The sequence below is a fragment of the Acinetobacter sp. CIP 51.11 genome (assembly GCF_000369665.1).
Classification (GTDB): domain Bacteria; phylum Pseudomonadota; class Gammaproteobacteria; order Pseudomonadales; family Moraxellaceae; genus Acinetobacter; species Acinetobacter lwoffii_S.
Genome location: NZ_KB850129.1, coordinates 320,974 through 340,292, shown reverse-complemented (window position 1 = coordinate 340,292; position 19,319 = coordinate 320,974). Strand labels below are relative to the sequence as shown.

General features: G+C 42.0%; 20 protein-coding genes. 9 read left to right on the top strand and 11 right to left on the bottom strand.

Annotated elements, in window-relative coordinates; genetic code table 11:
• Positions 1 to 21 precede the first annotated feature (21 nt).
• The 5 genes from iscA to F894_RS05380 form a co-directional block, all read right to left on the bottom strand.
• On the bottom strand, positions 22 to 342 hold the full coding sequence (gene iscA / locus F894_RS05400) for an iron-sulfur cluster assembly protein IscA (protein WP_005107159.1): 321 nt from the start codon (positions 340 to 342) through the stop codon (positions 22 to 24).
• Positions 343 to 376: 34 nt separating this feature from the next.
• On the bottom strand, positions 377 to 763 hold the full coding sequence (gene iscU, locus F894_RS05395; protein WP_004279815.1) for a Fe-S cluster assembly scaffold IscU: 387 nt from the start codon (positions 761 to 763) through the stop codon (positions 377 to 379).
• A gap of 103 nt (positions 764 to 866) precedes the next feature.
• Complete coding sequence (locus F894_RS05390) at positions 867 to 2,084, bottom strand: IscS subfamily cysteine desulfurase (RefSeq protein ID WP_004279813.1); 1,218 nt, start codon at positions 2,082 to 2,084, stop codon at positions 867 to 869.
• 1 nt (position 2,085) lies between these two features.
• Positions 2,086 to 2,559 (bottom strand): Rrf2 family transcriptional regulator, encoded by a 474-nt coding sequence (locus tag F894_RS05385; protein WP_004279811.1) that lies wholly within the window; start codon positions 2,557 to 2,559, stop codon positions 2,086 to 2,088.
• Between the two features lie 112 nt (positions 2,560 to 2,671).
• On the bottom strand, positions 2,672 to 3,322 hold the full coding sequence (locus F894_RS05380; RefSeq protein ID WP_005246563.1) for a hypothetical protein: 651 nt from the start codon (positions 3,320 to 3,322) through the stop codon (positions 2,672 to 2,674).
• Positions 3,323 to 3,525: 203 nt separating this feature from the next.
• On the opposite strand from F894_RS05380, the gene F894_RS05375 reads away from it, so the two are divergent.
• From F894_RS05375 to F894_RS05360, 4 genes are all read left to right on the top strand, one after another.
• Complete coding sequence (locus tag F894_RS05375) at positions 3,526 to 3,999, top strand: phasin family protein (RefSeq protein WP_005246562.1); 474 nt, start codon at positions 3,526 to 3,528, stop codon at positions 3,997 to 3,999.
• Positions 4,000 to 4,161: 162 nt separating this feature from the next.
• Entirely contained in the window at positions 4,162 to 4,434 is a 273-nt protein-coding gene (locus F894_RS05370; RefSeq protein ID WP_004279807.1) for an HU family DNA-binding protein, read from the top strand.
• 130 nt (positions 4,435 to 4,564) lie between these two features.
• Positions 4,565 to 6,430 carry a SurA N-terminal domain-containing protein gene (locus F894_RS05365; protein WP_005246561.1) on the top strand — a complete coding sequence of 622 codons (1,866 nt, stop codon included), beginning with the start codon at positions 4,565 to 4,567 and terminating at the stop codon, positions 6,428 to 6,430.
• A 156-nt stretch (positions 6,431 to 6,586) separates the two neighbouring features.
• Positions 6,587 to 8,035 carry an Ig-like domain-containing protein gene (locus F894_RS05360; protein ID WP_005246560.1) on the top strand — a complete coding sequence of 483 codons (1,449 nt, stop codon included), beginning with the start codon at positions 6,587 to 6,589 and terminating at the stop codon, positions 8,033 to 8,035.
• A gap of 28 nt (positions 8,036 to 8,063) precedes the next feature.
• Here the strand turns inward: F894_RS05360 and F894_RS05355 are convergent, their stop codons facing one another.
• A complete protein-coding gene (locus tag F894_RS05355; protein WP_005246559.1) occupies positions 8,064 to 8,936 on the bottom strand; it encodes a DUF2797 domain-containing protein in 873 nt (290 codons plus the stop codon).
• Positions 8,937 to 8,970: 34 nt separating this feature from the next.
• Between F894_RS05355 and F894_RS05350 the strand changes: the two genes are divergently transcribed.
• Together F894_RS05350 and F894_RS05345 are read left to right on the top strand one after the other, a co-directional pair.
• On the top strand, positions 8,971 to 9,441 hold the full coding sequence (locus tag F894_RS05350) for a DUF6231 family protein (RefSeq protein WP_004279801.1): 471 nt from the start codon (positions 8,971 to 8,973) through the stop codon (positions 9,439 to 9,441).
• Positions 9,442 to 9,546: 105 nt separating this feature from the next.
• A complete protein-coding gene (locus tag F894_RS05345) occupies positions 9,547 to 10,218 on the top strand; it encodes a YidB family protein (RefSeq protein WP_005246557.1) in 672 nt (223 codons plus the stop codon).
• A gap of 65 nt (positions 10,219 to 10,283) precedes the next feature.
• On the opposite strand, the gene F894_RS05340 is transcribed toward F894_RS05345, so the two are convergent.
• The 3 genes from F894_RS05340 to F894_RS05330 are packed head-to-tail and all read right to left on the bottom strand — an operon-like array spanning position 10,284 to position 12,245.
• On the bottom strand, positions 10,284 to 10,898 hold the full coding sequence (locus F894_RS05340) for an OB-fold-containig protein (protein WP_004279798.1): 615 nt from the start codon (positions 10,896 to 10,898) through the stop codon (positions 10,284 to 10,286).
• Between the two features lie 19 nt (positions 10,899 to 10,917).
• On the bottom strand, positions 10,918 to 11,226 hold the full coding sequence (locus F894_RS05335) for a Rieske (2Fe-2S) protein (RefSeq protein WP_004279797.1): 309 nt from the start codon (positions 11,224 to 11,226) through the stop codon (positions 10,918 to 10,920).
• A 14-nt stretch (positions 11,227 to 11,240) separates the two neighbouring features.
• Positions 11,241 to 12,245: an adenosine kinase gene (locus F894_RS05330; RefSeq protein ID WP_005246554.1), complete on the bottom strand. Its 1,005-nt coding sequence runs from the start codon at positions 12,243 to 12,245 to the stop codon at positions 11,241 to 11,243.
• Positions 12,246 to 12,521: 276 nt separating this feature from the next.
• Here F894_RS05330 and F894_RS05325 point away from each other — a divergent pair, with 276 nt between their 5' ends.
• From F894_RS05325 to F894_RS05315, 3 genes are all read left to right on the top strand, one after another.
• A complete protein-coding gene (locus F894_RS05325; protein ID WP_005246552.1) occupies positions 12,522 to 12,974 on the top strand; it encodes a GNAT family N-acetyltransferase in 453 nt (150 codons plus the stop codon).
• A gap of 165 nt (positions 12,975 to 13,139) precedes the next feature.
• Positions 13,140 to 16,079 carry an insulinase family protein gene (locus F894_RS05320; protein WP_005246550.1) on the top strand — a complete coding sequence of 980 codons (2,940 nt, stop codon included), beginning with the start codon at positions 13,140 to 13,142 and terminating at the stop codon, positions 16,077 to 16,079.
• A 21-nt stretch (positions 16,080 to 16,100) separates the two neighbouring features.
• Positions 16,101 to 17,240, top strand: coding sequence for a phospholipase A (locus tag F894_RS05315; protein WP_005246548.1), 1,140 nt, complete (start codon positions 16,101 to 16,103; stop codon positions 17,238 to 17,240).
• Between the two features lie 69 nt (positions 17,241 to 17,309).
• Here the strand turns inward: F894_RS05315 and F894_RS05310 are convergent, their stop codons facing one another.
• Positions 17,310 to 18,650, bottom strand: coding sequence for a TrkH family potassium uptake protein (locus F894_RS05310; RefSeq protein ID WP_005246547.1), 1,341 nt, complete (start codon positions 18,648 to 18,650; stop codon positions 17,310 to 17,312).
• A complete protein-coding gene (locus F894_RS05305; protein ID WP_005246545.1) occupies positions 18,647 to 19,303 on the bottom strand; it encodes a potassium channel family protein in 657 nt (218 codons plus the stop codon). Before F894_RS05305 ends, F894_RS05310 begins: the two co-directional genes overlap by 4 nt.
• Between the last annotated feature and the right edge of the window lie 16 nt (positions 19,304 to 19,319).

The following is a 19,319-nucleotide window of genomic DNA, read 5'->3' as shown; positions in this document are numbered from 1 at the left end:
AAAAGAGAATAACTGCCGGGTTTATACAGTGAAGGATTCACCACAACCGCATTCGCCTTTTTTGTTGGGGTTGTTAAATTCGAAGCCTTCGTTCAAGCCGTTTTTAACATAGTCCATCTCCATACCTTCAAGATAAACCAGACTTTTCGGGTCAACGAATACTTTAACCCCAAACTGCTCAAAGGCTTGGTCATGTGCATCGACTTCATCGACGAACTCGAGCACATAGGCCAGACCAGAACAGCCTGAAGTTTTCACACCAACGCGAATGCCTTCACCCTTACCGCGATTTTTTAAATAATTGCTGATATGAGTTGCAGCATTTTCAGTTAAATGGATCATGAAAACTCCGTTAAAATTTCAAAACGTGGAACAATTAAGCTTTAACTTTCTTGCTACGGTAGTCTTCTACAGCTGCTTTAATTGCATCTTCAGCAAGAACAGAGCAGTGTACTTTTACTGGTGGAAGTGCAAGCTCAGTTGCAATATCAATGTTTTTGATTGCTTGAGCTTGATCCAAAGTTTTACCTTTGAGCCATTCGGTCACAAGTGAACTTGATGCAATGGCAGAACCACAACCATAAGTTTTAAAACGTGCTTCTTCAATCACGCCTTCGTCGTTTACCTGAATCTGTAAACGCATCACGTCACCACATGCTGGCGCACCAACCATACCAGTACCAACGTTTTCAGCATTTTTGTCTAAAACGCCAACATTACGAGGGTTTTCGTAATGATCAATTACTTTTTCGCTATAAGCCATGTTGCTTCTCCAAACCTCGGGGTCAGCCTTAGTATTAAATATGGGGGTAAAAAACTTTTCTCAATGAGATAGCAACGGATTTGTTACTATCTCAGGATGAAAATTAGTGCTCAGCCCACTCAACTTTAGAAAGGTCGATACCTTCCTTATACATATCCCAAAGCGGAGAAAGTTCACGTAACTTCTCAACAGCAGCTTTAGTGATAGTCAATACGTGATCGATATCTTCTTCAGTGGTGTACTTACCGAAGCTGAAGCGGATCGAACTGTGTGCAAGTTCGTCTGAAAGACCCAATGCACGAAGTACATAAGATGGTTCAAGTGTTGCAGATGTACATGCCGAACCTGAAGATACCGCAGCATCTTTCAATGCCATCATCAATGATTCGCCTTCAACGAAGTTGAAGCTAATGTTTAGATAGTTCGCTACGTTTTGTGTTGGATGGCCGTTCAGGAACACTTGTTCAAGACCTTGTAAGCCATTCCACAATTTGTCGCGAAGTACGCGTAAACGAGTCTGTTCAGCTTCCAGGTTTTTACCTGCAAGTTCAAATGCTTCACCCATACCGACAATCTGGTGAGTCGCAAGGGTACCTGAACGCATACCACGTTCATGACCGCCACCATGCATTTCAGCTTTAAGGCGTACACGTGGGCTACGACGTACAAACAGGGCGCCAATACCTTTAGGGCCATAGATTTTGTGCGCAGAGAAGCTCATCAAATCTACTTTTAAAGTTGAAAGATCAATTTCAACTTTACCCGCTGCCTGAGCTGCATCGACATGGAAGAAAATCTTGTTGGCGCGAGTGATTTCGCCAATCGCTGCAACATCAGTCACAGTACCGATTTCATTGTTTACCATCATCAGGGAAACAAGAATCGTGTCTGGACGAATCGCTGCTTGTACCATTTCAGGGGTGATTAAACCAGTTTGAGGTTGAGGCTCAATATAGGTAATTTCAAAACCTTCAGACTCAAGCTCACGACAGGTATCTAAAACTGCCTTATGTTCGATTTTAGAGGTAACGATATGTTTACCTTTAGATGCATAGAAATGAGCCACACCTTTAAGTGCAAGGTTGTCTGACTCGGTTGCACCTGAAGTCCATACGATTTCACGTGGATCAGCTTTGATTAAATTCGCAACTTGCTCACGTGCATATTCAACTTTTTCTTCTGCTTGCCAACCATACGCGTGTGAACGAGATGCCGCATTACCAAAGGTACCATCGAATGTTAAGCATTCCATCATACGTTCAGCAACCTGAGGATCTACAGGAGTTGTAGCTGCATAATCAAGATAAATCGGACGTTTCATGTCAAATACCTGTAACCGATAAAAGGGCTGAATCTAAAGGTGCTGATTTTTGGCGTAATGACACAGTCTGGACGTTGTCACGTGCAACCAGATCAGCAAGCGAGATTTTTTCTAAATAATCGGCGATGTGATGGGAGAGTTCCTGCCATAAATCATGAGTCAAGCACATCGCGCCATTCTGGCAATTGCCTTTATGGTCACAGCGAGTCGCATCAACTGTTTCGTTTACAGCTTCAATAATTGCTAACACAGTAATTTCATCTGCATTACGTGCTAAATGGTAACCACCATTTGCGCCACGAACACTAGAAACTAAACCATGACGCTTGAGCTTCGCAAATAACTGCTCAAGATAAGCAACAGAAATAGTTTGACGTGCTGCAATTTCAGCGAGCGTTATCGTTTTTTCAGAAGGCTGCAAAGCTAGATCAAGTAGAGCAGTCACAGCGTAGCGACCGCGAGTGGTTAGGCGCATGATTCGATACACATGGTTAGACTAGATGTGTAGATTTTATGAATCCCGACTAAATTAGTCAAGTTATTTTTAGTAGACCTTAGTGGGATTTAATTTTTGGAGAATGAAAGATTTACATGCTCAGCCAATTATACACTAATAACGTAATCAAAAGTACGCTGCTCAGGCCAAAAATGATATTAATACGCTTTTGACGGCGTTCGATCCGTTTCAGGCGGTTTTTATACTGTTTGACTTCCACTTGCAGGGTATTGATCTTGGAGCGCTGTTCTTCAATTTTCTTTAAAAGCGGTGCAATACGCTTTTTAGAAGCAATAATTTCCGCTTCATCCGTCGGCGCATCAGACAGCCAGTGTTTCCAGTCGGCTAGTACTTTTGGCAAGCTGAATACGGTTAACAGATCACGAAACTCATCTTTTAAAACCTGATTGCCATCAATGCGCATGCTACGAATACTGCGACGATTGCCAAAAATGAAAATTTTAATCAGATCGGGAAGTGTAGTGCGCACATCCAGGTCGACAATGCGGCCCGGCGCTTTATGGTCAAATAATAGTCCATTGGGGGTGAATTGCACATAAAAGTCGAAATACGGAATATAGCTATTGATTTTAATCGAGATGTTTTCATCTACAAACTTTTTGGCCTGTAATGCAACAACACGATCATGCTTGAGAATGAAGGTAAATATTGTCTCTAAAACAATTAACGTCATCGTAAGCAACAAATGCGGTTGATTTTGACTTTGTTGCGATTCGCTCATATACAACCAATCCTTACCTGAAATATAAAGTGAAAAAGCTTCCTGCTTGTGAAGAGATTTCAGGGTTAAATCAAATTAGACTTGAAATAAATTGCTTTGTAGAACAGTTTATCAAATCTATCAAGTACTAAATTTGCTATTATGCAGTGGTTTTGTAGAATAATTTATAATAATTGCGCAGAAAACAAACAGGAGCCGTGCACATGGACAAGTCAAAAACAGCACAAGACTCAGCTGAAGCTTCGAATGAGAAAATGCTGAAACCCAAGTCTAAATCTGCCTCGGAGCGCAAATCGGTTCTTGATTTTCGTAAATACACCAAACAGATCTGGTTGGCTGGACTCGGGGCATTTTCACGTGCAGAAGAAGAAGGCAATAAACTGTTTGACTCGCTGGTCAAGGTCGGGGAAGAACTTGAATCTAAAACTGCAGATATTGCCGATCAAACTGTAGAGAAGGTTTCAGAAAGAGCCAAAGAGTCGGTCACAGACACCAAAGACAAAGTGGAAAAATTAATCGACAACTCTGTTCATCACTCATTGAATCGTATAGGATTAGTCACACTGAAGGATGTACAGTATTTGGAACGTTTAATTCTCCAGTTGCATGCCAAGGTTGATCAGTTGACTGCGGAACAAGAAAAAATGAAAGAAGAATTGCCGAAAAAACTTAAATAAAATGACTTTATTTATTATTCAATGTTTTTTTCGCATATTTTTTGAAAAAAAAGAGGTTCTTAAGTATTGCGTTTATACCTAAAGCATTGCTATAAAGGCGTTATGGCATGTTAAACCAATTCTTGAACCTTAAATAAACGATATTAAGAGGACGTAATCTTCATGAATAAATCAGAATTAATTGATGCAATTGCAGAAAAAGGGGGATTATCTAAGGCTGACGCAGGTAAAGCTTTAGATGCTACAATTGCTTCTGTTACTGAAGCTTTAAAATCGGGTGATACAGTAACTTTAGTGGGTTTTGGTACTTTCGGTGTGAAAGAACGCGCTGCACGTACTGGCCGTAATCCACAAACTGGTGCTACTCTTGAGATCAAAGCAAGCAAAGTACCTAGCTTCAAAGCAGGTAAAGGCTTAAAAGACGCTGTAGCTTAAGCTTACCCAGCGACGAAACGCGCCTTCTTTGGCGCGTTTTTTATTGATAAATTTAATTGTGATGATTAACACATTCATTCAATGGGTATTTTCGGTTAAAATCCTTTGCAAATAAAATATTGGAATACTTATGGAAGCTTTTCGTAAAGTTATTAAGGGTTGGTTGGGCAAAGTCTTGCTCGTTCTGTTTTTGACCCCGTTAGCACTTGTAGGTATTGAAGGATATTTTAGCAGTGGAAACTCTGATGCAGCAAAATCAGTGAACGGGACTGAAATATCTCAAAAAGAATTAGAGTCACTGACCAAATCATTTAAAGAACAATATCTCAGTTATGCCAATGGGGATGAAACTTTACTGAATCAAAGCTTCATTGACCAGAAAGCCATGGATACGCTGGTTGCACGTACTTTATTGCTGCAACAGGCTGAAGAATTAGGGATCAGTCTGAGTGACCAGCAAATTGAACAGATGATTGCTCAGCAGCCTACTTTTCAGCAAGATGGAAAGTTCTCGAATGCTTTATATGAAAATTATCTAAAATCAATTGGCATGACTAATCGCGCTTTGATCGAAAGTTTACGTAAAGATCATGCGCTGAAGATGCTGTCATCGACTTTTCTGGATTATCCATTGGTAAGCTCAGTCGAAATGCAGCAGATTGCTGATTTACAAACTGAACAACGTCATATTCATATTTCTAGCATTAATCTGGACAGCTATAAAAAAGATGTCAAAGTGACGGATGCAGACATTGCTGCCTATTATGAAAAGCACAAAACACTGTTTAAACAGCCGACCAGTGTAGATGTCGACTATGTGGTGTTAAAGCCAAGCGATATTCAGGTGGAGAGTTTAGCGGTTACAGAGGCTGAGCTTCAGGAAGCCTATACCGCCTTTGTTGCAACACAAAAACAGACAGTTAAACCAGATGTGAAGCATATTTTAATTACGGCGGACAGTCGTAGTGATGCTGAAGCAAAAAAACTGGCGACCGAGATTGCAGCCAAAATTAAAGCCGGTACTACTTTTGCTCAGGCAGCAGCACAATATTCTGAAGACCCTGAATCTAAGTCTAAAGGTGGCGCGCTTGCCGTTTATGAAGAAGGTGTATTTGGTACTGCATTTGATCAGACGGTTAGTTCTTTAAAATCGGGTCAGGTGTCTGCACCAGTGAAAACAGATTATGGTTACCACATCATTTCTGTGCAAACGCCAGATGTTGCAGTTCCTTCTTTTGAATCACAAAAAGCACGTTTGTCTGAAGAAGCCTTGGCTGCTAAAAAATCCAATGCATTCTCTGATACGGTCAATACGCTAAATGATATGGTGGTAGGAAGTGATTCTCTGGATGTCGTTACACAGGAAGTTAAAGGTGTACAAGTCCAGAAAGCCCAAGGTGTAACACTTTCGACCCGTGATCCTGTGCTGAGCGATGCTAACCTCAAAGTCAAATTGTTTAATGACGATGTTAAAAACGGTGATCGTAATGCTTCATCAAGCATTCAGTTAGCCAATGGTGATGTAGCCTGGATAAAGGTGCGTAATTATCATGCAGCCGGCGAACAAACACTGGCAGAAGCAAAACCCCGTGTTAAGGCTCAGTTGATTGAAGACAAGGCAGCTGCTTTGGCAAAAGCAAAAATTCAGAAAGCTTTGGATGAGTTCAAAACCAAACCGGCTGCAGCAGTGGCGAAAGGTGATTTGATCTTTGAAGATGCTGGCGTTTACACACGTGCTGAAGGTTTACTAAAACGTGATGTACAGCGTGCGGCCTTTAGTCTGCCGACACCAAAAGCAGGCCATTGGTCAGTGACCACAGCGAAAATGCCGAATGAGCTGGTTGTGGTTGCGGTATCAGAAGTGAAGAAGAACCCGGTAGATGTATTGAGTGCAGAACAACGCAGTGAGTTGGTGAAGTTATATCAACAACTTCGTGGTCAGCAGGAATTTGATGACTATACGCGTTACCTGAAATCTCAGGCAAAAATCAAATAAAATTGTTGTATAAAAAACCAGCCTGCGGGCTGGTTTTTTATTTTCTAAAACTTATAGTTTTATAGGTAATAATATTAAATATCTGATATATAATTATTTTAGGCTGTAATCCAGTCTATATTCATTCAGCATAAATAAAAAATGATAAGGCATATAATGAAAAAAATATCGTATTTTAATCCTGTTTCGCAGCATGCGCAGGTCGTTAAATCACCTCACTATCACCCACAACCAAATAAACCTGGAAAAGGTCATGAACCAAATAAACCGGGGAAAGGTTATGTTCGCGATGAAACTGCAATTATTCTCAAACCTTCTACGCCTGAGGTAACGGAGTTTGGTAGCCAAATTGTTGGTATAGCCGATCCGTTTGTTACTATTATTGCAACTTATAATGGTCAGCAATATCAAACTAATGCTGATGCGCAGGGAAGTTGGTCACTGAATAATCCTATCTCAGGCACTGGCTCAGTGACGATTGTTGCTGTAAATGCAAAAGGAATTGTTTCCTTAGAAATTGGATTAGCGCAAATAGCACCACTACCTCCGAGTATACCTGTGTTTTCTCAAGAGGGTGATTATTTAGTCGGTACGGCTGATCCACATGTGACGGTGGTGGTTAGGCATAATGGTGTTGAATATAACACCGAAGCTGATGCAAATGGGCAATGGATACTTCTAAATCCGATTGTGCCGGGTACTTTTATAGAAGTATTTGCTCGTAATGAACTTGGAGAAGAGTCTCCACCTATTATTTCTGGTATGGCACCACTTCCTGAAATTCCGGTATTTCCAGATTGGGCACCTATTACCCCAGTGATTTTAGAGCAGGGTGAATATCTATCAGGTAAAGCAACCCCTCATACGCAGATTATTGTGATGGCAAATGATTATGAATATTCAACCAGTGTTGATGGTCAGGGGAATTGGTCGTTACTCAACCCAATTGCACAAGGAGGAACTTTAGAGATTTATGCGGTAAATGATTTAGGTATTCGATCTAACATCATTGCATTGGCGATTCCTGTGGTATTTCCTGAGCCAGAATTACCTGTTATAGAGCCAGAACAGCCAAGTTACATCTTGTTTGAGCCAGTTGTCCCTACTATTTTGGAAAATGGCGAACAGCTTACTGGCGAGACAATGCCTTACGGTAAAATTGTGATTCTTGCTGATAGTCAGGAATATGTGACTTATGCAAATGCAAAGGGTGAGTGGAGTATAGAAAATCCAATTGCACAAGGTGGCTTCTTGACTTTATATTCGGAGAATGCAGCAGGCCAGCGTAGTGAAACTATTTCATTAGCAAAAATTAATTTTCCATTAAACGTGGAGCAACATGCTTCTATTGAGGATATTCTTACTACAGCGATTGAGCAAGATGAAGAATCTGCAAGTTTAGAAAATGATCATCAAGATATTCAGGTTGATTTAACATTGCTCCTACAAGATATAGAAAGGCCGACTACATCAGTTTCACTCATTGAGCCGATTGTGGTGGAAGCACGAGAAGAAAGCTTCGAAGTCCCTTATTTTGCCGACCAAAATATTAATTCACAGCTTATACAACAGCAGCTATTTGATCAGATTAATATTATTGGATAAAAAAGGGAGCATTTGCTCCCTTTTTTAATTATTCAGCACGAATAATCAGTTCATAACCGGTATATTTGCGCATATTAATTACGCCAGTATCCAGAATTAAATACTGACCCTTGATGCCTTGTAATTTGCCACGAATGACAGGAGTTTTATCCAGATTATGCGATTTAATCTTTTCTGGATATTGTTCTACCGGATAAATAAATTCTCGTGCGAATTCATCTTCCAATACTTCAATATTTTCATTAAATTCTAGATTCTGATTAAATTCTTCACGAATGCTTTGAATTTTAGGCGCGAATTCTTCTAAAAGTTGTTCACGCACTTCAATCAGATTCAATGGTTCTGCTTCACCTTTGAGCAGCTTGCGCCAGTCAGTCTTATCAGCAACCTGAGTACCAAACATGACCTCAAGCTTTCCAGAAAGACGACGTGAGCCCACTTTCATAATCGGCAGGGCTTGGGTCGCGCCCTGATCAAGCCAGCGGGTCGGCATTTGGCTGGTACGGGTAATACCGACCTTTAATGCGCTAGAATTGGCCAAATAGACAATATGTGGCTGAAAGCAGACATTCTGTGCAAACTCATCTTCGCGGCAAGTGCCCAAATGATAATGGCAAGTCTCTGGTTTCATGATGCACATATCACATGAAGCATTGGTTTTAAAACATTTAAAACAGTGACCTTGCGAAAATGATTTGGAAGTTTTGTTGCCACAAGACACGCAGTAAATATTACCGGTCCATTCAATCTCGATTTCTTGGCCTAAATTAAACGGAAGATCAATTTCTGCACGATCTAAAATTAATTTATATTCAACATTTGCCCGCTGTATCTGTTGATCAGTTACACTAAGGTCCTTGAGGCCGACGTGCATTTTATGACAAATGCCCTGAAGTTCCATAAAAATTACTCACTTAAATCATAAGGATGCAGTTATGGCTGAGCAGAATGTCATTACTTCAATGCTAGACGATTTCGCACAGGAACAGCCAATTCATACTGCTATTTGTATTGGGCAGGACTTGAGCCAAGTCCAGTTTCAGCCAGCTATTCAATGGTCCTATTTTAGCGTATCTGACTTTTTAAATCTGCCTTTTCAGCAACGTTATGACTTGGCTGTGGTGATGCTGGATACTGCAGAAACAGAACATTTGTCTGAACAGATCATGAGTCAAATTCTGGTGAAATTACGTGATTTGTTTGCCAAACGGCTAGTGGTGATCAGCCGGCTGCAAAATGAAAAGTTATTGAGAGCTTTAGGATTTACCCAGCTGATTGACAAGACCACACATGAGGCCGATTTTGCGCTGTGGCAGTTTAATATTTTAACCTATAAGCACGTGCCAGACTGGTTTAACTCCAAATTTTGGGCTAATCCGGAAAACTGGGATAAATTTCGCTGGTAAACCGAAAACCTGCTTAACCAAGATTGCAAATATTAACACAATCTTGCCTAGACAATATGAGGGCAGGCCGTATTCTGTAATTAAGATGCACATAGGATATAGGACATGACAAACCTGAGTAGTATTGTGGAAATATTAGCAAAGCAGGCATTGGGTGGCGGGCAGTCGCAGCAAAAGTCCTCACAACAAGGTGGCTTGGCAGATATCCTAGGGTCTGTGCTAGGGCATTTAAACCAGTCAAATCCTCAGCAAAATCAAAATCCTCAAAACCAGCAGAATCAAACCGGTCAGCAGAACCGACAAAATGGTCTGGGGGCAATTTTAGGTTCAGTACTAAGTCAGTTTGGTGGTGGTAGTACTCAAAGTACTGCCCAGCCTCGTTCAGGACTAGGTGGTTCTACCGGTAAAACCTTATTGATTGCAGTACTGCCTTTAGTACTGGCCTGGATTCAAAAACAGGGCGGTTTACAGGGTGCATTAGATAAGCTTAAAGGACAGGGGCTCAATAGTCAGGTCGATGATTGGGTGTCGACCGGTCCCGGTGAAAATGCAAATGTCGATCCGCAGCAGGTGCAAAAACTGTTTGATGAGCAAGAAGTTGAAGAAGTTGCACAGCAAACCCATGCACCGAAGCAGGATGTGTATAGTGCGATTTCACAGGTCTTGCCGCAGATTATTGATTCGCTTACTCCACAAGGTGAGCAAACCAGCAAGCAGGAAGCCAATAATGATATTCAAAATGTATTGAATATGGTTTCAGGACTTCTTAAAAAATAAATATAGACATTAAAAAATCCCGATATCTGTCGGGATTTTTTAATAACTATCAAATGATTTAGAATTTAATCTAGATTCATGCTGAACAGCTGATTAGATTTACAAATTTTCTTAGCAACATAATGAGATTTTCTCATGCGAATCAGGATAATCTGCGACTGAAAACCGAGTTCACCAAACTCAGGTTCTACCTGTACATAATGCAGTTGCCCATACTCATCCCGTACCCGCGCTTGAGCAGAAAAACCGGGTCGGGCATTGCCACTGGAAATTGTCGCCAAACGGCCAAGTAAATTGACATTGTTCTTTTTATATTTAGGTGGAATGACCTGATCCAGACAGTGAATCATAAAAATAGTAAAAAAAGTCGCAATGATTAAAGCCGGAATAATCAGGTAATAAGCAGGCAGAAATTTAAATTCCTGAGAATAGATCAGGAACTGTAAAACATAGCCGGCAAAACTAAAATTCATCAGGAAGAAAAACACAATCAAGGTTTTGGAAAATTTGACGTTTAGTAGATCCATCTGCTGAAAGTCATAAGGTGAAATTTTTTGCAGAAACTTGCTGGGTCTGAGTCCAAAATAGAAACCAATGGTTTTCACCACACCGAACAGAATAATCGCCAATAAACTCAGATGAAAAGGCATCAGGTTATAGTCTAGAAAAAATGCAGGCATGGTGAAGTCCGTTTTAGTCTTATTCTGAGAGGTAAATTCCACCATCAGAATGCACGGTAATCTCTACTTTTTCAAGTGCTTGACCTTGGCAAGGCCCAGAAATGCATTCACCGCTTTCTACCAGAAACAAGGCGCCATGCGTGGAGCATTCAATAAATTCCTGATCGCGATCCAGAAACTGGTTTTCCAGAAATTCCAGTTCGACCTGCAAATGCGGACACAGGTTTTGATAGGCATAGAAGGCACCGTCACGCTGTGTGATAAAGATATTATCTCCATCGGGAAGCTCAAAAGAGCGTGCTTCGCGTTCTGGAACGTCTTCGGTCATGCAAATTTTAAACATTAAGCACATTCCTTTTGAAAGTCTTGTAATAATGCCGCATAGTCTTCAACTGCCAAGCGCGGACCAAATTGTGAAACCACCTGGCTCGAAATAAGAATCGCCAGTTCAGCCGCAGCTTGAAGACCCAAATTGGCATTCAATCCGTACAGGAAAGCCCCGGCAAAAGCATCGCCGGCACCATTCGCATCGACTGCGATGACCTTACGGCCAGGCACTTTAAAGGTATTCTCATGATCTGAAATTAGAGCACCTTCGGCTGACATTGTAATGACAACGTACTTGCTAATGGCTTTTAGCTTGGTCATTGCGGCATCTACGCTACTCGTTTCTGTATACATCATGGCTTCATCCTGGTTACACAGTAGCAGGTCAACGCCATCGCCAATCATTTCATCCAGACCGGCACGCGCGTATTGCACCATGGCAGGATCAGATAAAGTTAGAGCAATTTTAACGCCATTAGCACGGGCAATATCACGTGCTTGTTGTACCGCATGACGTGCTGTGTCAGAAGTTGATAAATAACCTTCGAGATATAGCCATTTCGCGCTATGTAATGCGCTGAAATCAATTTGTTGATCGGTCAGTTCGGCCGTAATACCCAGGTAAGTATGCATGGTACGTTCAGAATCAGGGCTGACCAGAACCATACATGTCCCTGTCACGCCTTCACTGATCGATTGGGTGGTGGTTTTAATACCGGCATCATTTAAACCTTTCAGGTAGATGTGTCCCAGTTCGTCATTGCCGACACGACAGCCATAAAATGCAGAACCACCGAGCGCAGAAAATGCCACAGTAGTGTTGGCTGCTGAACCGCCTGAAGCCTGACCTTTATACACTTGAGTCGCTTGAAGATTTTGATAAAGAGTGGCCTGAGTCTCACCATCTGCAAGTTGCATGGTGCCTTTTTGCAAGTGATGTGCAGTTAAAAAGTCATCAGAAACTTTAAATTCTTGGTCAATCAGCGCATTACCAATCGCAAAAAGATCAACAGTTGCCATGTTCAAATATCACATTAAAAATGAAAGTCCTAAGTTTACACGATTGCTTGGGATTGCTGTAGTTTGCTGAATCATTTTCAAATACTTTTCAAAAATGCTGTATTTTGTTCAGCAGCTATCTTTGGTCTAAAAACTGACTTATTTTTGTGCACTAGGGCGCTGCAGCATTGATTTAAGGATCACATTTTATTTATAAAGAGATATCGCTCCTGGCATGATACTTTAAGTCGCTTGGCAACAGTCATTCTTCACAACAATTTCAAATAGTGTGCGTATATGAATATTAAAATTGTAACAGCCGAACAACTCCCGGATCAGATCGAAACACTGGCAACTCTGGCACGTAAAGAAGGCTATAATTTGGTAGATAAGTTAATAGAAGAATATCGCACCGGGAAAAACTGCTTTAGCCACGCCAATGAATATTTGGTGGTGGCGCATGATGGCAAGAAACTGGTTGCCTGTGGCGGCTTAAACCAGCAATGGGGAGATAATGGTATTGAAGAGCGGATTGGTCGGGTACGCCGTTTCTATGTGCATCCGAAATATCGTCAGCATGGCGTAGGCAAACAGCTTTTGGCTTATTTGGAACAGTTGGCACGTCCGCATTATTCAGCTTTGTGCTTGCAAACAGATACCCGACTGGCCGCCAGTTTTTATCAAAAGCAAAATTATGTATTTGTAGAAAATAATCCAAGCTATAACTATTTTAAATATCTGATTTCTTAAGCTTGTAAATACTCATCTAGATGCAGGAAGTAAATTTGATGATTTAATTTTCAAATGATCAAGTTTACTTAATTCGATCAAAATCCTCGGTTTTCAACGTGAATAATTCAAACAACTAAAGCTATAATGCGCTTAGTTATTTTAATTAAAGCATTAGGAGATCGCATGACTGTAGATGTCACTGAAACCATTTCTCAAACTGTACATCCTGCGTTTCAGTTGGTACGTCAACAACATGTTGAAGCTTTAGACATTTTCGTGTCTGAATATAAACATAAAGTGACTGGCGCCACGCATTATCATCTGGCGACCAATCACGACGAAAATGTCTTTCTGGTGGCGTTTCGTACCCAGCCGATGGATTCTAAAGGCGAAGCACATATTCTGGAACATACTGCGCTGTGTGGTTCAGAAAAATTCCCGGTGCGTGATCCATTCTTCCTGATGATTCGCCGTTCATTGAATACTTTCATGAATGCCTTTACTGCGGCGGACTGGACTGCTTATCCATTTGCGACCCAAAACAGCAAGGATTTCCAGAACCTGCTCGAAGTGTATATGGATGCAGCATTTGCTGCGAACCTGAATCCATTGGATTTTGCCCAGGAAGGCATTCGCATTGAGCTGGAAAATGGCGAGCCTGTCTATAAAGGCGTAGTTTTTAATGAAATGAAAGGTGCGATGAGTTCGCCTTCAGATCAGCTTTATCACACGCTGGCGCATCATTTATTCCCGAATACGACCTATCACTATAATTCTGGTGGGGATCCTAAAGATATTCCTGATCTGACTTACCAGGAGTTAGTTGATTTCTATAAGTCACATTACCATCCAAGTAATGCAGTCTTCATGACCTTTGGCAATAAAACAGCATTCGAACTGCAAGAGCAGTTTGAAAATCTGGCATTGTCCAAATTTGAAAAAGGTCAGACGCTGTATCCAACACCTGAAACCCGTTTGACTGCACCATTGACGGTGACAGACAGCTATGCTGTTGATGCTGAAGACCTGCAGGACAAGACCTATCATGTGCTGTCATGGTTATTGCCAGAAGCCAGTGACATTAAACTGCGTTTAGGTATGCGTTTAGTTGAAGGTATCTTGTTAGAAGATTCAGCATCACCACTGCGTCATTATCTGGAAACGTGTGGTTATGCTGATGCAACAGGTCCATTCATGGGCGTGGATGATTCTAATTTTGAAATGACTTTCTACTGTGCGGTACAGGGTTCAAATCCTGAACATGCAGAAGAATTTAAAAATGGTGTGTTTAAGGTTCTGGAAGAGGTTGCGTCTAAACCGGTTGATCAGAACATGGTCGATGCGATTCTGCATCAAATTGAATTGCATCAGCGTGAAATCAATGGTGATGGTACGCCGTATGGTCTGAGCCTGATTCTGAGCGGTTTGGGCAGCGCAATTCATCACCGTGATCCGGTCGAAGTTTGGGATGTGGACTCTGCGATTGCCGCAGTTAAGGAAGAACTGCAAGATCCAATGTGGCTTTCCAATCTGATCAAAGAGCATTTGCTGGATAATCCGCATCGTGTCCAATTGACACTGGTTCCGGATGCGACTAAATCTGCCAAAGAAGCAGCGGATGAAAAAGCGCGTCTGGCTGAAATTGGCAAGAATCTGACTGAAGAACAGAAAGCTGAAATTATTGCGCAGACTGAAGCATTGAATGTGCGTCAGGACACGCTGGATGACTTGAATTTATTGCCGAAAGTCGGTCTGGAAGATGTGCCTGCGGAATTACAGATTGTGCAAGGTCAGTTACGGGAGATTATCTGTAACCACGTCGATACGCCATTGAATCTCTATCATGCCGGTACTAATGGTATTTATTATCAACAGGTTCTGGTTAATATTCCGGATGAAGTGGTGCAGTCGCCTTACTTTAACCTGCTGTCGATCCTGATGGGCGAGGTCGGTGCTGGTGAATATGATTATCTTGAATTCCAGCAACTGCAGACAGCGGTAAGTGGCGGTCTGGGCATGGGCGCATCTTTGCGTTCTAAAGTCGATGACAAAAACAAGATTACTGCCTGGCTAACGTTGACCACCAAATCTTTGGTGAATCATCTGGATGCAATTCGTCTGTTAAAGATCGGTTTTGAACAGCTTCGTTTTGATGAGAAAGACCGTATTGTTGAACTGTTACAACAGCGTAAAACGCGCTGGCAGTCACGTATTTCTGGTTCTGGACATAGCTATGCAATGCAAACGGCTTCACGTCAGCATAGTGCATTGGCTTTGCGTGATTATCACAATACCGGTTTGGGTGCATTGAACTGGCTGATCGAGCTGGTGTCTAAGATCGAAAAAGATCCGGCTGAATATGATCTGCTGATTGATGAATTAAAACGGATTCATCGGGTCTTTTTGCAAGCACCAAAGCAATTCCTGTTAGTCTGTGAAGAGCCGCAGTCTGAGCATCTGATCGAAGAAATTCAGAATGTCTGGGATAAACTTGAAGTTGATTCTGCACCAGTTTCATTAACTCAAGTCGAAAAAGTAACCCATGACCAGCACGAAGCCTGGTTGATTCAAGCCAATGTCCAGTTCTGTGCGGCTGCTTATCCAGCTGTTGAAGTTTCACATCCTGATGCTGCTGCATTGATGGTACTGGCGGGTTATTTGCGTAATGGCTTCCTGCACAGTGCCATCCGTGAAAAAGGCGGTGCCTATGGTGGTGGTGCCAGCTATGACGGGAATGCCTGTTCATTCCGTTTCTACAGCTATCGTGACCCACGTCTGGCAGAAACTTTCCAGGATTTTGATGCGAGTATTCAGTGGTTACTTAATGCACCACAACAGCCACACCAGTTGGAAGAAGCCATTCTGGGTCTGATTGCCAGCATGGATAAACCGGGTTCACCGGCAGGCGAAGCCATTACTGCATGTTATTCTTACTTGCATCAACGTACGCCAGCGTTCCGTAAAAAATTACGTGAACGTTTATTGAATGTCACACTGGATGATTTGCAGCGTGTTGCACAGACCTATCTGGTCGAGCAGCAGGCGACGAAAGCCATTGTAGCGCCAGTGGCAAAACGTGAAATGCTGGAACAGCTTGGTTTTGTAATTCAACAAGTTCTATAAATAAAAAAAAGAGGATAATGGATGGCGCTTAATTCGTTTAAGCGCTCAACTCTACAGCTGAGCGTTTTGCTGGGCTGTGCAGTTGGGACGCAAGTGAATGCGGAAGAAACAGTAGTCAACAGTCCCACGCCGGCAACGGCTGAAGCTTGTGCTGCACTGGAAATTAGTGCAGAGCGTCTGGCCTGTTATGATACTTTATTTAAAATTCCGGTTACTGATAAGCCTGCAATCGTTTCTGAACGTCGTGCAGCAGCAGAAATTGCGCCTGAACCCGACAATTTAAAAGCGAAAATTGGTCAGACTGTTTCCAATATTTACGCTTCTGAAGGATCAAAGCTGACGCCGAATCTGTCTTTGCTGGATAGCCGCTGGGAACTCTCTCCGGAAAGTAAATTAGGCACCTGGAACATTCGTTCTTATCAGCCGGTGTATTTGATGCCAGGTTTCTGGACATCAAACAAGAATGAATTACCCGAGAGTGAAAATCCCAATAATATAGAGACAGAGAAACAGAATCTCACTTCAACCGAAGCAAAGTTTCAGCTGTCTTTAAAGACCAAGGCGGTTGAAAATATTTTGGGAGATAATGGCGATCTCTGGCTTGGTTATACTCAATCTTCGCGTTGGCAGGTGTATAACTCGGAAGAATCTCGTCCGTTTCGTGAAACTAACTATGAACCTGAAGCCAGCTTGGTTTTTCGTACCAACTATGATCTTTTGGGTCTTAACTGGCGTATGTTGGGACTGACCATCAATCATCAGTCCAATGGCCGTTCTGATCCGTTATCACGTAGCTGGAATCGGGTGATGCTGAATCTTGGTTTTGAAAAAGACAATTTTGCCTTGATGGTTCGTCCTTGGTATCGCTTTGAAGAGAAGCGAGAGGATGATAACAATCCTGAAATCAAAAACTATATTGGCCGTGGAGACATGACCGCATTTTATCGTTATAAAGAGCATGATTTTTCATTAATGCTGCGACATACTTTAAAAGGTGGAGATGAAAACCGTGGAGCGGTACAGTTCGACTGGTCATTCCCGATTAGTGGGCGTTTGCGTGGCCAATTCCAGCTTTTTGATGGTTACGGAGAAAGTCTGATTGATTATAATCACCGTGCCACGTATGTCGGTTTAGGTGTCTCATTGATGAACTGGTTCTAAGATTCCAAGTTTCATGACCTTATAATGAAAATAAAAAACCATGCCGATGCATGGTTTTTTCTAGGTAGATTAACCAATCTGGATTTCTGAAGGCGGATGTTTGAGACGACTCTTTTTGGGAGTCGCAATAAAATAAGCAAGCGTCAGTGGCCCTAGACGCCCTGCGAACATTAACAGCATTAGAATGATCAAACTGGCAGGTTGTAGCTCCTCAGTTACCCCTCGGGACAAACCGACGGTACAAGCTGCAGACACAGCTTCAAACAACAAATCCAGAAAATCATGTTCAGGTTCCAGGATTAATAAGCTCATAAAACCCATCATGATCAGCGCTGCAGTAATACACACTACGGCCAATGCTTTAAAGGTGGTTTTTTCAGGAATAGAATGATTAAACAGCCGGATTTCATCTTCGCGTCTTAAAAAGCTGATCACGCTGATCACGACAATAATAAATGTGCCAACTTTAATGCCACCTGCCGTACTTAAGGAACCTCCACCAATAAACATTAGAAATATGGTAACTAGAGTGGATGCATCACTCATTTGTTCCATTGGCAAGCTATGAAAACCTGAAGAGCGGGGAACGGTGGCATGGAACCAGGCATTCACGGCCTGATCGCCCAAACTCATGAGACCTAAGGTCTGTGGATTGGAAGCCTCCAATAGCCAAAGTACGATAAAAGCACTTAGGTTCAGACCCAGAATCGTTGAGAGGATTAGCTTGCTGTTGGTACTCAACTTACGCCAGCGCTTATGTTCTTTGACGTCCATCAGCACCAGAAAACCGATACCGCCAATGATATACAACATACTGATGGTAAAGGTAATCAGATATTGTCCTGAAAAACTCATCAGACTGTTTGGAAAAAGCGAAAATCCACCATTATTAAAAGCGGAGACACTATAAAAGGCTGCATAAAATAATGCATCACTGAACGAATATTCTTTAAGCCAGGACAAGGTCAGAATCAGCGTGCCAATCGCTTCAAAGAACAGAGAATATAAAAACACGGCTTTAATGGTAAAACTGACTTTCTTTAGGCTGGTTTGACCGATAGACTCCTGTGCCATGACTTGTTGTTTTAGCCCCATTTGCGGTGCCATGCTCATCACTGCCAGAATGGCAAAGGTCATAAAACCCAAGCCGCCGCATTGCAACAAAAACATAATCACGATTTGACCAAATACGGTATAGGCCTCACCGACATTCACCACTGATAGCCCGGTAATAGTCACAGCAGAAGTTGCTGTAAATATCGCCTCCAGCCAGCTGATTTCCCCATGATGTGCAATAGGCAGCATCAGCAGCAGTGAGCCGATCAGAATTAGTCCGAGAAAACCCAAGGCCAGTAAGCTCGGAGGACTGAGGTTAATCGTCCTGTATTGCTTTAAATCAGAACTTTTCATAGATGTTTAAAATATTTAGCAAGACGGCGCAAAGGTTCCAGCAATCCTTCAACCAGTAAAATATCACCTTCCTGAAGAATCTGATTGGCATCTACGTGATATTGCAATGTAGATCCGCGTTTATGTAATAAGGTAGTGATTTCAGGAGCATGCTTCATCAACTGATTCAGTGGCGTACCATGATGATCTGCATGAATTTCAATTTTGACAATATAATGATCATCCTCAAGCGCCATATAACGACTGACCATCGGATAGCTTAATGACTGTGCCACCCGAACGCCCATATCTTCTTCAGGATGAATGATTTTTTCAACATTGAGATGGGTCAGAATCATGTGATGGGATTTGGATTTGGCCTTCACCCAGATTTTCTTCACGCCCATATTTTTTAAGTGCAATACACACAGAATGCTGGCCTCAATATCCTCTCCAATTGCCACAACAACGGCATCACAGCGCTGAATGTTCAGCTCATCCAGTACATGTTCATCGGTTGCATCGGCAATCACGGCATGGGTCAGTTGATCGGAAATGTTTTCTACATATTTTTTATTCAGGTCGATTCCGATCACTTCATGCTTCAGACTGATCAGTTGAGTCGCTACTGTTGCACCGAAGCTGCCCAGCCCAATGACTGCAAATAAAGCCATGAATATTTCCCTAAAT

Excerpts from the sequence above, each read along its gene's own strand:
- iscA (WP_005107159.1), bottom strand. The coding sequence starts at position 342 with ATGATCCATTTAACTGAAAATGCTGCAACTCATATCAGCAATTATTTA.
- iscU (WP_004279815.1), bottom strand. The coding sequence starts at position 763 with ATGGCTTATAGCGAAAAAGTAATTGATCATTACGAAAACCCTCGTAAT.
- F894_RS05390 (WP_004279813.1), bottom strand. The coding sequence starts at position 2,084 with ATGAAACGTCCGATTTATCTTGATTATGCAGCTACAACTCCTGTAGAT.
- F894_RS05385 (WP_004279811.1), bottom strand. The coding sequence starts at position 2,559 with ATGCGCCTAACCACTCGCGGTCGCTACGCTGTGACTGCTCTACTTGAT.
- F894_RS05380 (WP_005246563.1), bottom strand. The coding sequence starts at position 3,322 with ATGAGCGAATCGCAACAAAGTCAAAATCAACCGCATTTGTTGCTTACG.
- F894_RS05375 (WP_005246562.1), top strand. The coding sequence starts at position 3,526 with ATGGACAAGTCAAAAACAGCACAAGACTCAGCTGAAGCTTCGAATGAG.
- F894_RS05370 (WP_004279807.1), top strand. The coding sequence starts at position 4,162 with ATGAATAAATCAGAATTAATTGATGCAATTGCAGAAAAAGGGGGATTA.
- F894_RS05365 (WP_005246561.1), top strand. The coding sequence starts at position 4,565 with ATGGAAGCTTTTCGTAAAGTTATTAAGGGTTGGTTGGGCAAAGTCTTG.
- F894_RS05360 (WP_005246560.1), top strand. The coding sequence starts at position 6,587 with ATGAAAAAAATATCGTATTTTAATCCTGTTTCGCAGCATGCGCAGGTC.
- F894_RS05355 (WP_005246559.1), bottom strand. The coding sequence starts at position 8,936 with ATGGAACTTCAGGGCATTTGTCATAAAATGCACGTCGGCCTCAAGGAC.
- F894_RS05350 (WP_004279801.1), top strand. The coding sequence starts at position 8,971 with ATGGCTGAGCAGAATGTCATTACTTCAATGCTAGACGATTTCGCACAG.
- F894_RS05345 (WP_005246557.1), top strand. The coding sequence starts at position 9,547 with ATGACAAACCTGAGTAGTATTGTGGAAATATTAGCAAAGCAGGCATTG.
- F894_RS05340 (WP_004279798.1), bottom strand. The coding sequence starts at position 10,898 with ATGCCTGCATTTTTTCTAGACTATAACCTGATGCCTTTTCATCTGAGT.
- F894_RS05335 (WP_004279797.1), bottom strand. The coding sequence starts at position 11,226 with ATGACCGAAGACGTTCCAGAACGCGAAGCACGCTCTTTTGAGCTTCCC.
- F894_RS05330 (WP_005246554.1), bottom strand. The coding sequence starts at position 12,245 with ATGGCAACTGTTGATCTTTTTGCGATTGGTAATGCGCTGATTGACCAA.
- F894_RS05325 (WP_005246552.1), top strand. The coding sequence starts at position 12,522 with ATGAATATTAAAATTGTAACAGCCGAACAACTCCCGGATCAGATCGAA.
- F894_RS05320 (WP_005246550.1), top strand. The coding sequence starts at position 13,140 with ATGACTGTAGATGTCACTGAAACCATTTCTCAAACTGTACATCCTGCG.
- F894_RS05315 (WP_005246548.1), top strand. The coding sequence starts at position 16,101 with ATGGCGCTTAATTCGTTTAAGCGCTCAACTCTACAGCTGAGCGTTTTG.
- F894_RS05310 (WP_005246547.1), bottom strand. The coding sequence starts at position 18,650 with ATGAAAAGTTCTGATTTAAAGCAATACAGGACGATTAACCTCAGTCCT.
- F894_RS05305 (WP_005246545.1), bottom strand. The coding sequence starts at position 19,303 with ATGGCTTTATTTGCAGTCATTGGGCTGGGCAGCTTCGGTGCAACAGTA.